The following is an 11,207-nucleotide window of genomic DNA, read 5'->3' on the forward strand; positions in this document are numbered from 1 at the left end:
CGTCTGCCGAGGCGCGCTCCGTTGCCCTTCGTGATGGCCGATGCGCTGCGCCACAACCGCCGTGCGTCGGCCATTGCAGCGGCGGTGGCGATTGCATTGAGCGTGGTGACGCCCCATGCCGGCGTTGCACAGAGCCTCTCCGATCATGCGTCCGCAGTTTCGCCGGCGGCTTCGGCCTCCGCATCCAACGCCGCTTCAGCCGCCACTCCCACGGCCGACGCCAACGCCACCCTCATCGCACGCGGCGCCTATCTCGCCAAAGCCGCGGACTGCGCCGGCTGTCACACCGCGCCGCCTGGCAAAGCACCGGCGCAGGACGGCCACGCCCCCGCGAAGCCCATCCCGTTCGCGGGCGGTCTCGGTATGGCGTCGCCGTTCGGCACGATCTACTCGTCCAACATCACACCGGACCCGAACGCCGGCATTGGCCGCTACACCTATGACGACTTCGCACGCGCCGTGCGCGAAGGTGTGGCGCCGGGCGGCAAGCGGCTCTATCCGGCCATGCCGTTCCCGTCGTTCTCGGGCATCAACGACGAGGACATGCACGCGCTCTACGCCTACTTCATGCACGGCGTGCAACCCGTTTCGATACCGGCGCCCGAAACGCGCCTGCCGTTTCCGTTCAATCAGCGCTGGGTGCTCGGTTTGTGGTCGTGGGCCTTCGCGTCGCATTCGCGCTTCGAGCCGCAACCGCAGCGCGATGCGCTCGTGAACCGCGGCGCGTATCTCGTGCAGACGCTGGGTCACTGCGGCGCGTGCCACACGCCGCGCGGACCCGCGTATCAGGAGCGCGGCTACAACGAGGGCGATCCGCTGTATCTGACGGGCGGCACCAACGACCACTGGTTCGCGCCGAACCTCACGGGCGACCCCGGCTCCGGGCTCGGACGCTTCAGCCGCGAACAGATCGCGTCGTTCCTGAAGACGGGTCACGGCGGCGGGCTCGCGCCCTTCGGCAGCATGGTGCAGGTGGTGGAAGACAGCATGCAGTACCTCGACGACGAAGACCTCGACGCGATTGCCGCGTATCTGAAGAGCCTGCCCGCGCGGCAGCCCTATGGACGCTACAGTCCGCAATCGATGGCCGCGCAGCAGTCGGTGCGCGCGCTGAAGACGGGCGAGATCGAGCGGCCCGGCGCCGGCCTCTATCAGTCGTACTGCGCGCGTTGCCATCAGGCGGACGGCATGGGCGTGGCGAACAAGTATCCGCGCCTCGCCGGCAACCCCGTTGTGTTGTCGCCGCATGCGACGTCGCTCGTGCGGCTGCTCGTGGAAGGCGGGCGCAGCCCGGACACGCAGGAAGGCCCCGAGCCGCACCGCATGCCGTCGTTCGCCGGGCACCTCACGAGCACGGAGATGGCGCGCGTGCTCACGTTCGTGCGCACGGCGTGGGGCAATGACGCGCAACCCGTGACGCCGCGCGATGTGCGGTCAGTACGCGGGGCGATTCATAAGTAGCCCCGCGATTGCGGCTCAAACCGCGTGCGCCCCCATCTCCCTCGCTGCCTCCATACACGCCCGGAAATAGCGCGCCGTGGCCGCCAGTCCTTCGTCCAGCGGCGTATGCGGTTGCCACCCCAACTTCGCCGTGGCGAGCGAGATGTCGGGCTGACGGTGCCACGGGTCGTCGGCGGGCAGCGGGCGGTAGACGATCTTCGACGTGGACCCTGTCGCCGCGATCACGCGTCTGGCCAGCAGCAGCATCGTGATCTCTTCGGGGTTGCCGAGGTTCACGGGGCCGCACAGGTCGTCCGGTGCGTTCATGAAGCGGATGAACGCGTCCACCATGTCGTCCACGTAGCAGAGCGAGCGCGTTTGCGATCCGTCGCCGTACACCGTGAGCGGCACGCCGGCCAGCGCCTGCATCATGAAGTTGGAGACCACGCGGCCGTCCGCGGGGTGCATGCGCGGCCCATACGTGTTGAAGATGCGCGCCACGCGAATGGAGAGCCGGTGCTGGCGGTGGTAGTCGAAAAAGAGCGTCTCCGCGCAGCGCTTGCCTTCGTCGTAGCACGAGCGCGGGCCGATGGGATTCACGTGGCCCCAGTAGTCTTCCGTCTGCGGATGCACGCGTGCGTCGCCGTACACCTCGCTCGTCGATGCCTGAAAGATCTTCGCCTTCACGCGCTTGGCGAGCCCCAGCATGTTGATGGCGCCGTGCACGCTCGTCTTGGTGGTCTGCACCGGGTCGTGCTGGTAGTGAACCGGCGACGCCGGGCACGCCAGGTTGTAGATCTCGTCCACCTCCACGTAGAGCGGGAACGTGATGTCGTGACGCATCAGTTCGAAGTTCGGGCAGTCCAGCAGATGCGCCACGTTTTCGCGCGTGCCCGTGTAGAAGTTGTCGACGCAGAGTACGTCGTGCCCTTGCGTGACGAGCCGTTCGCACAGGTGCGAGCCGAGAAAACCGGCCCCGCCCGTGACCAGAATGCGTTTGCGCAGCGGATCTTTCATCGACATGCTCCTTGCTCGCGGCACGCGCCGCGTGTGTTTTCCGTGTCCCCAGCCTCTGTCTGCTACGCGGCCACTTCGCGCAGCGCCTCGTCCCAGTCGCGCGCAAAACGTTCGATGGAAAAGCGCTCCAGCGCCGTGTGGCGCGCGCCGTCGCCCAGCCGTTTCGCTTCGACCGGGTCGTGCAACAGCACGCGCATGGCCTGCACGAGTTGCGCGGGGTCGGTGTGCACGAAGCCGTTCTCGCCGTTGCGAATCACGCTGGCAAGCTCCGTGGTGGCGAGCCCCACGACGGGCATGCCGATGGTCATGGCCTCCACGACGGAAAGGCCCAGGCTCGTCCAGCGAATGGGGTTGAAGAAGAAGCGATAGGGCGCGATGGTGGCGGCCAGATCGAGGTTGCCGATCTCGCCCAGCCCGCCTAGTTCGTCGGACTGCATGCCCACCAGATCGAGCGGCACCTCGTCGCGCAAGGCGGCGAACACGTCTGCGCCGAGGCGCCGCCCGCGCTTCGCGAGGTGGTTCACCACCACGATGCCGCGCGGCCGCTCGCCGCTGTAGCGCACGTGCGGCGGCACCACGACGCCGTGCTCGATTACGCGCGTGGGCGTTCTGCCGCTGTCCCACATGAGCCGGTTGAAGTGCGTGACGTGGACAAGCAGCGCGCCGGGGTCGTCCACCCAATGCGGCTGCTGGAACGGGTTCGTCTGCGGCGGATCGTGTTCCAGGTAGATGCGCGGCAACGCCTGCTGCTCGCGCGACAGCAGCGCGTGCCGGTCGTCCTGCCAGTGCAGCCGATGCTGGTAGAGCACCACGTCGAAGCGATGGGCCGCCACTTCGCCGGCCGGCACTTCGTGCACGTTCGGCCCCCACGGCAGCACGCCCACGCGACCCGCGTAGCCGGGCGGGTTGCCCGGCTTCGTCACGATGTAGAAGTCGTGCGGCGCCTGCGTGAGGTAGTAGAGATAGTTGCCGTGCACGTGCCACGTCAGCACGCGCAGCCTTTTTTGCGGGCTGTGAACGCTGTTATCGGACATGACGGACTTCCTTCGGGGTGGCAGGCGGTGCCGCCGAAACAGACGCGGAAGACGCGGCGCGCAGCGAGTCCGCATGCACGCGCTGATTCGGCGGCGCGGATGCGTTGTGCGCGTGGGCTGCGTCGGGCGCATCGTCGGCGGCGTCTGCCGGCGTCCGCAGTCGCAGCGCCTGCGTCAGTTGCTCGCGCGCGGCATCTACCACGCTCTCCACCGAAACATTGAGCGCGCACGGATGACCGTAGGGACAGTCGCGATACATGCAGGGCCGGCAGGCCGGCCAGTCCGCGAGTACGCGGTGACGCACGCTGTCGAGCGGCGCCCAGCGTCGCGTATCGCTGCCCGATGCCACCACCACGCTCGCCGTCTTCATGGCCGCGGCCACGTGCGAGATGCCCGTGTCGTTGCACACCACGAGGCGCGCGCGCGACACCAGCACGGCAAGGCCGCCCAGCGACGTCTTGCCCGCCAGATGCAGCGCAGGCGCCGTCATCGCGCCCAGCACCTCGCCCGTCAGCGGCAATTCGGCTTCGCTGCCGGTGATCGCCACCTGGCAACCCGCGTCGGCGAGGGCATCGGCCACCGCGGCGAAGCGCACGGCGGGCCAGCGCCGCGACGGCAACTGCGCACCGGGATGAATCAGCACGAGCCGCTCGGGCTCGATATGGCAGCTTGCGGCCAGCGCCGCGTATTCGTCGCGATCGGGGCGCGTCACGGGAATGGAGAGCGTGGCGTCGTCTGCCGGCAGGCCGAGCGCGTGCATGAGCGCGAGATAACGCAGCGGCTCCGGCAACTGTTCGGGCCACGGAATGAAGCAGCCGGCCAGCTGATGCGTTTCTTCGGGCGGCACGAAGCCCGCGCACGCGACGGCGCCCAGGTTGAATACGACGCCGTTCGAACGGCTGCCGCTGCCGTGCAGCTGGATGGCCAGATCGAAGTGACGCGCGCGCATCTGCGCGTAGAAGACGGGCAACGCGGTGCTGGTCTGTTCCTGTTCGACGAAGCCGGGGGCGCCCGGAAACGGCACGAATTCATCGACGAGTTCCGCGTAGCGCGTGGCGAACGCGCGCGCCCAGGGCAGGCCGATCAGCGTGATGTGCGCCGCAGGCCACGCGCGCCGCATGGCGCGCAGTGCGGGCACGGCGCACAGCATGTCGCCTAGCTGCAGCGCGCGGAACACGGCCACGCGGCGCGGCGCGACAGGGCGCAGCATGGGCGCGCTGCCGCCTTGCGCGCCCACGCGCCGGGAAGCACGCGAAGTCAGAGGAACCATACGCGGTACCTGAACGCGCCATACAGGCGCCAGTAGATCGAGAGAAACGGAATGAGCACGGACGTCCACGCCATTTCGGCGATATGGCGTGAGCGGCGGCTCGTGCCGTTCATGCGGCGCACGAAGAAGGCGAGCGTGAACACGAACCAGACGGCGGCACCGAACGCGGCCAGCTCCGTGACGCCCGCCAGCGCGCCCGCGACGGCGAGCAATGCGCCCGCGGCAATCGCGTAGTAATGCAACGGCGGCCAGCGTCGGATGCGCTGCCGGTACAACTCCGGGTGCTTGCTGTACAGCAGCGCCTCGAACTGCGCCTTGCGTTGCTGCGCGATGCTCACGCCCCAGGGCGCGGGCCGCACGGGATGCACGACCACGGCGCCGCGCGCGTGCTCCACGCGGCCGCCCGCGCGCATGATCGAAAATTGCAGGTCCGAATCTTCGCGCCACGCCTGCGTGAAGCGTTCGTCGAAGCCGCCGGTTTGTTCCAGAAACGCGCGCGTGACGAACGCGTTGGCCGTGGCGAACTCGGCCACGGTGAGGCCTGCGGCGTCCGCTTCGTAGTCGGTGGGGCGCGTGGGCAGCGGCACCACGATGTCGCCGCATGCAGCCGCCGCGCCGCTCGCCGCCATGGCATCGCGGCCCGCGCAGAGCCAGTGCGGGTCGGGCACGGTGTCGTCGTCGGTGAAGGCGATGAGCGGGGCGTGGGCCGCGCGCCAGCCTGCGTTGCGCGCGCCGGCCGGGCCTTGCGTTCGCGTGACCGGCACGTAGCGCACCACGAGGCCGCGTGCGCGTGCCGCCTCGGCGGTGCGTTCGACGAGCGCGCGCGTGTCGTCGTCCGGCCCGTCGTCGCAGACCACGATCTCGTAACGCGTGGGGTCGTAGTCCTGCGCTACCAGCGCGTCGAGGCACTTTTCGAGCAACGCCGCGCGCCTGTAGGTGGGTACGACCACGGAGACGTCGGGCCGCGCGGGCACGGCCTGCGCGGCGGGGCGCAGCGGTTCGACGGTGGCGGTGGTGGCAGATGTCGCGGCTTCAAGCGTGCCGGCCGCGTCGTCGGACGTTGGCGTGGGCACCGTCCCGGCCGCGGCTTCGGCTTGCGCATGAACCTCAGGCCGAATCTCGGGCCGAGCCTCAGCCCCCACCGCCCGCAACGAAACCGGCGCCGCGCCGCCGCGTGCTGGCGGCGTCATCGTTGGCCTCCGTGCTTCGTGACGAGGAACGGACCGATCACGAGTGCGTCGAGCGGCGACGTCCAGAACGATTCGACTGCATCGCGCGGCGAATTCACCATGGGCTCGCCGCGCGTATTGAACGACGTGTTCACGAGCACGGGCACGCCGGTGCGCTGGCGGAACGCGTCGAGCAAGTCGTAGTAGAGCGGATGCTGCCTGCGGTTGACGGTCTGCACGCGTGCCGTGCCGTCCACGTGGCGCACGGCGGGAATGCGGTCGGCGCGGTCGGGCCGGATGTCGAACACGAACAGCATGAACGGCGCCACGCGCGCGTTCGCGAACCAGTCCGCGGCGTGCTCTTCCATCACCACGGGCGCCACGGGGCGAAAGTCTTCGCGGTCTTTGATCTCGTTGAGTTTGGCCTGCATGCCGGGGTCGAGCGGCGAAGCCAGAATGGAGCGCGCGCCCAACGCACGCGGCCCGAACTCCGTGCGCCCCTGATACCAGCCGATCACGTTGCCCTCCGCGAGCAGCGCCGCAGTTTCGCCCGCGATGTCGTCGAGGCGGCGAAACGGCAGCTTGCTCCAGCGCAGGAACTGTTCGATCTCGTCGTCGGGCCACGCCGGGCCCAGGTACGCGTGGTCCATGCGCCAGTGGCGGCGGCGCTCGCCGGCGTTCCCCTGGGCGGCACGCTCGCGCCAGTCGATCCAGAGCGCCGCGCCGAGCGCCGTGCCGGCATCGCCCGCCGCGGGTTGCACCCACACGTCCTTGAACGGACCCTCGTCGCGCACCTTCGAATTCATCACGCAGTTGAGCGCCACGCCGCCCGCCATGCAGAGGTTCGGCAAGCCCGTCTGTTCATGCAGCCAGTTCGCCAGCTGCAACACGGTCTCTTCGAGCACGCGCTGCAACGAGCACGCAATGTCGAAGTGGCGCTGCTCGAGCGGGCCGCCGCGCTCGCGCGCGGGGCCGAAGCGTTCGACGAGGCGCGGCGCGTCCACGGTGTATGTGCCGTCGCTGCGGTAGCGCACGATACCGCGGAAATAGTCCACGTAGGCGGGCTTTCCGTAGGCGGCGAGCGCCATCACCTTGTACTCGTCCGACGAGTGCAGAAAGCCGAGCCAGCTTGTGACCGCTTCATAGAGCAGCCCCAGCGAGTGCGGCAATTCCACCTGCCGCAGACGCGTGTATTCGCCGTCCACGAATTTGCCCAGACTGGTGGTGACGCCTTCGCCGCGGCCGTCCATGGTGAGCACGGCGGAATCGTCGAACGGGGCCGCGAGAAATGCGCTCGCCTCGTGCGCGAGGTGGTGCTCCACGAAGTGCCACTGAAAGCCGTTCTCGCGGTCCACGCCCTTGAAGCGCTTCATGAGGTGATGCGGCGCGCCGTCGAGCAACTGCGCCTTCGCGTTCACGATATAGCTTAGAAACAGCGGGTCCCACGGCGACTCGGAGGGATTCGTGGGCTTGCGCTTCGTGGGGTGAAACGGCAGCTCGATGGTGAGCGCCTCTTGCTTAGGCATGCCAGGAAAGAGCGACGGGTCGTACGAATACGCCACGTGATCGACGTCGGCGAGCGTGATGCCCGCTTCCTTGAGGCAGAAGTCGATGGCGTCGTAGGGCAATTGCCACGTCGAGAAGGGCACCGGGCGCTTGGCATGCTTCACGTGGGTGAAGCGCTCGTCCTCGGCGGCGGCGAGCACGACGCCGTCGCGCATCAACGCGGCGGCGCTGTCGTGATAGACGGCATTGATTCCGAGTGTGTACATGGCGCGAGTCCGGACGTTCAGGAGGTTTTCGGGAGCCGGGCGAGCACGGCGGCTTCGCCGGGCCAGCGGCTGGTCTTGACGGGCAGCGGGCCGGCGGTGCCGCGCGGCGCGGGGCGTGCAGCCGCAGGCGGCGACGGAGGGGAGAGACGCGGCGCCGCAAGCTGCAACGCCGCTTCGGCCACTTCGGCGGCGGGCACACCGAGCAGGCACGCATGGTGTCCCTCGGGGCAGACGCTGCGATAACACCAGCGGCAGTCCACGTCATGGAACAGCACGCGGCTCGGCGTCTGCCACGGCGTGTGCTGCGGGTTCGTGAGCGCGTAGAGATCCACCACGGGCGTGCCGAGCGCCGCGGCGATATGCACGGGCCCCGTGTTGTTGGAGACCAGCACGGCGGCGCGTTCCAGCAGCGCCCCAAGCTGGCCGAGCGTGAGCAGCCCCGAGAGGTCGCAGAGATAGCGGCGCATGCTCGTGCGCGTGGCGCTCGTCACGCGCTGCACGGTCTCGCGCTCTTCCAGGCCGCCCGTGAGCAGCACCGGGCAGCGCAACTGCGCCGCGATGTGCGAGGCCACTTCGCCGAAGCGCTCCGGCGGATACCGCCGCGACGCGCTGCTCGCGCCCGCATGCAGCACGACGTACGGCGTGTCGGCACGCACGCCGTGCGTGGCGAGCAGGGCGTCGAGCGTGTGACGGTCTTCGTCGGCCACGGCGAAGCGCATGCGCGTGTCGGGAGTCGTTGCGCCCACGTGCTCCACGAGCGCGAGTTGTCGCGCCACCTCATGGCGCACGTGCTGTTGCGGCTCTTTTTCGTGCACCCAGTCCGTGAGCAGGTGGTAGGGGTTCTCGCGACACCAGGCGAGCCGCCGCGGAATGCCGGCGAGGTAGCACATCAGCGCGGCGGGCAACGGGTTCTGGCTATAGACGGTGAAGATCACGGCGGCGTCGAAGCGGCCGGCTTCGAGTGCGCGGCGCATGTGCAGGTCGGTCTGCGCAGAAGGTTCGGCCTGGCCGCTCACCCAGGGCGCGTCGTAGCGGATCACTTCGTCCACGTCGGGCAGATAGGGCGCCATCTGCGCGCCCGCCGACGACGCCAGCAGCGTGAGTTGCCGCCCCGGCGCGGCTTCGCGCAACGCGCGCATGGCCGGGGTGGTCATGAGCACGTCGCCCATGTTGTCGAGCCGCACGCACAGAATGCGCCGCACCTCCGGCCCCCAGACGGCCGCCGGCCGCGCCGCGGGCGCAAAGGCGTGCGGCGTCGTGGGCAGCGCGGAAAACATGAACGTCTTCGCGCGGTTCATCCCACGCTCCCCACGCGTAGCCCGCGGTCCGCCACGTCGGCGAGCAGCCCCACGCGCACCTGGCGCTCGCGCGCCTCTACGATGGTGAGCGCGGCGCCGTAGAGGTCGCGCGTGCGCGCATGCGGCACGCGGTAGGGGCCCGCCTTCCACTCCGTTTCATGGCCGTTGTCGAGCAGGATGGAACGGCAGCCCGCGCGGTTGCCGGCCTCCACGTCGTCGAGGATGTCGCCCACGAACCAGCTCGACGCGAGGTCGACGGCGTGTTCGCGCGCGGCCCGCAGCAGCATGCCCGGCGCGGGTTTGCGGCAACGGCAGTGGCGCGCGTAGCGCGAGACGATGCCGTCGGGATGATGCGGGCACCAGTACGCCGCCGTGAGTTCCGCGCCGCAGGTGCCGAACATGCGGGCAAGCTGCATCTGCACGCCGCGCAGGGCGGTCAGCGCGAACCTGCCGTGCGCCACGCCCGGCTGGTTGCTGATGACGATCAGCTTGAAGCCGTGCGCGGCGAGCAGCGCGAGGGCTTCGCGCGTACCGCTGGTGAAGCGCATCTGCGCCGGGTCGACGTTGTACGGCACGTCTTCCAGCAGCGTGCCGTCCTTGTCGAGAAACACCGCGGCATCGCGCGTAGGGAGTCCGTTCACGCGAATGAGCCTCCGCTGGCGGCCTGGCTTGCCGTTTCGCGCGACGCGCGGGCATGCTCGGCTTCGCTGGGCAGTTCGGCGACGCGGCGGTACACGCGCAGCAGCGCGTCGCTCACGCCGCGCCAGGTGAATTGCGCCTTGGCGCGCGCCATGCCCGCTTCGCCCATGCGACGCGCGAGCGCCGGGTTGCGCATGAGCGTATGGATGCGCGCGGCGAGCGCGTCGGGGTCGCGTGGCGGCACGAGGAAGCCGGTCTCGCCGTCGCGCACCGTGGAGCGGATGCCGCCCACGTCGGCGCCGATCACGGGCGTGCCGCACGCCATCGCCTCGACGGGCGTGATGCCGAACGGCTCGTACCACGGCGTCGTCACGAACACGTCCGCGGCGCTGTAGAAGTAGCGCAGTTGCGCGCGCCCGCGACGGCCCACGAAAGTCGTGCAGTCTTCCACGCCGCATTGGCGCGCAATGCCGCGCAGCCGCGCGATTTCCGGCGTGGCGATTTCGTTGGGCGCGTCCGCGTTGCCGCCTACCACGTAGAGATGCGCGTCGGTGTCGTAACGCTGGCGCAGCACGCCCATGCCGCGCACGACGTTTTCGATGCCCTTGCGCGGCACGAGCCGGCCCAGTTGCAGCACCGTGAAGCGGTCCTGCGGCCAGCCCAGCGCTTCGCGCGCGGCGCGCCGCGACACGGGCCGCAGTTCGGTGGTGTCGAAGCCGCACGGAATCACGTCGATACGTTGCGGGTCTGCGCCGTAGAGTTCGATCAGGTCGGCCTCGTCCTGCGGGCATTCGGCGATGATCGTGTCGGCCTCGCGCACGAGTTCGTCTTCAATGGCGAAGCGTTCGTCGGGAAAGCCGTCGTCCGCGCCTTGATGCAGGCGGCGCACGCGGCCGAGCGCATGGAACGTCATGACGAGCGGAATGCCGAGCGCGGCCTTCGTCTTCAGCGCGGCGAGGCCCGACATGAAGAAGTTCGCGTGCAGCACGTCGTAGGGCCGGCTTTCGCCGCGACAGAAGCCCGTGAGGAAATCCGCGAATTCGCCCATCCACGGCAGCAGTTCTTCCTTCGGCAACTGCATGGGCGGCCCGGCCGGCACGTGCACGACCCGCACGCCGTCCATGTTGGAGACGAGCGGCAGCAGCGCACGGTCGCGGCGCGTGAACACGTCCACCTGGTGGCCGGCCTTGTGAAGCTGGCGGGCCACGTGCGCGACGTAGATGTTCTGACCGCCGCTATCGACACCGCCGGCTACTGCAAGCGGAGAGGCGTGTTCACTGATGAGGGCGACTTTCATCGAAGCTCCTTCGCGGATGGCTCTCTTGTGTTCGAACGGGGCCGGCGTCCGGCGCGCGGGCCGGGGCCTTATCGAACCCTTGGACGTTGGGACGTTTGGCTCGGCGCCGCGCGTAGGGAAATCGACGGCCGTGTATGGATAGGGATTCAGCACGGCGTGTGCCCATCGCTGCATGGAGGAAGGCGTGAACGCGGTACGCCTGCATGTCACTGGGAAGTACTACGCAGGCCATCGCCGGTTTGCACCGTGTCTCTCCACCGCGCGAGGTGCG

At 69.2% G+C, this 11,207-nt stretch carries 9 protein-coding genes; 1 reads left to right on the plus strand and 8 read right to left on the minus strand.

The window, feature by feature from the left end; genetic code table 11:
- Positions 1–33 precede the first annotated feature (33 nt).
- A complete protein-coding gene (locus U0042_RS03755) occupies positions 34–1,461 on the plus strand; it encodes a c-type cytochrome (RefSeq protein WP_114810084.1) in 1,428 nt (475 codons plus the stop codon).
- Positions 1,462–1,476: 15 nt separating this feature from the next.
- Here the strand turns inward: U0042_RS03755 and U0042_RS03760 are convergent, their stop codons facing one another.
- The 8 genes from U0042_RS03760 to U0042_RS03795 all read right to left on the minus strand — a co-directional run bounded on the left by U0042_RS03760 (position 1,477) and on the right by U0042_RS03795 (position 10,936).
- Positions 1,477–2,457 carry a UDP-glucuronic acid decarboxylase family protein gene (locus U0042_RS03760; RefSeq protein WP_114809927.1) on the minus strand — a complete coding sequence of 327 codons (981 nt, stop codon included), beginning with the start codon at positions 2,455–2,457 and terminating at the stop codon, positions 1,477–1,479.
- Positions 2,458–2,519: 62 nt separating this feature from the next.
- Positions 2,520–3,491, minus strand: a complete 972-nt coding sequence (locus tag U0042_RS03765) for a glycosyltransferase family 4 protein (protein ID WP_114809928.1) — start codon at positions 3,489–3,491, stop codon at positions 2,520–2,522.
- Complete coding sequence (locus tag U0042_RS03770) at positions 3,481–4,701, minus strand: glycosyltransferase family 9 protein (RefSeq protein WP_114810085.1); 1,221 nt, start codon at positions 4,699–4,701, stop codon at positions 3,481–3,483. The genes U0042_RS03765 and U0042_RS03770 overlap by 11 nt, the downstream gene beginning before the upstream one ends.
- A 47-nt stretch (positions 4,702–4,748) precedes the next feature.
- Complete coding sequence (locus U0042_RS03775; RefSeq protein WP_232833280.1) at positions 4,749–5,951, minus strand: glycosyltransferase; 1,203 nt, start codon at positions 5,949–5,951, stop codon at positions 4,749–4,751.
- Positions 5,948–7,702 carry a carbamoyltransferase gene (locus U0042_RS03780; protein WP_114809929.1) on the minus strand — a complete coding sequence of 585 codons (1,755 nt, stop codon included), beginning with the start codon at positions 7,700–7,702 and terminating at the stop codon, positions 5,948–5,950. Before U0042_RS03780 ends, U0042_RS03775 begins: the two co-directional genes overlap by 4 nt.
- A 17-nt stretch (positions 7,703–7,719) precedes the next feature.
- The gene (waaF, locus tag U0042_RS03785) at positions 7,720–9,000 is read right to left on the minus strand and encodes a lipopolysaccharide heptosyltransferase II (RefSeq protein WP_114809930.1); all 1,281 of its coding nucleotides are present in this window, start codon (positions 8,998–9,000) and stop codon (positions 7,720–7,722) included.
- The gene (locus U0042_RS03790) at positions 8,997–9,647 is read right to left on the minus strand and encodes an HAD family hydrolase (RefSeq protein ID WP_327205063.1); all 651 of its coding nucleotides are present in this window, start codon (positions 9,645–9,647) and stop codon (positions 8,997–8,999) included. The genes waaF and U0042_RS03790 overlap by 4 nt, the downstream gene beginning before the upstream one ends.
- Complete coding sequence (locus U0042_RS03795) at positions 9,638–10,936, minus strand: glycosyltransferase family 4 protein (protein WP_114809932.1); 1,299 nt, start codon at positions 10,934–10,936, stop codon at positions 9,638–9,640. Before U0042_RS03795 ends, U0042_RS03790 begins: the two co-directional genes overlap by 10 nt.
- Positions 10,937–11,207: the final 271 nt, after the last annotated feature.

The organism is Paraburkholderia kururiensis (assembly GCF_034424375.1).
In the GTDB taxonomy this organism is placed as follows: domain Bacteria; phylum Pseudomonadota; class Gammaproteobacteria; order Burkholderiales; family Burkholderiaceae; genus Paraburkholderia; species Paraburkholderia kururiensis_A.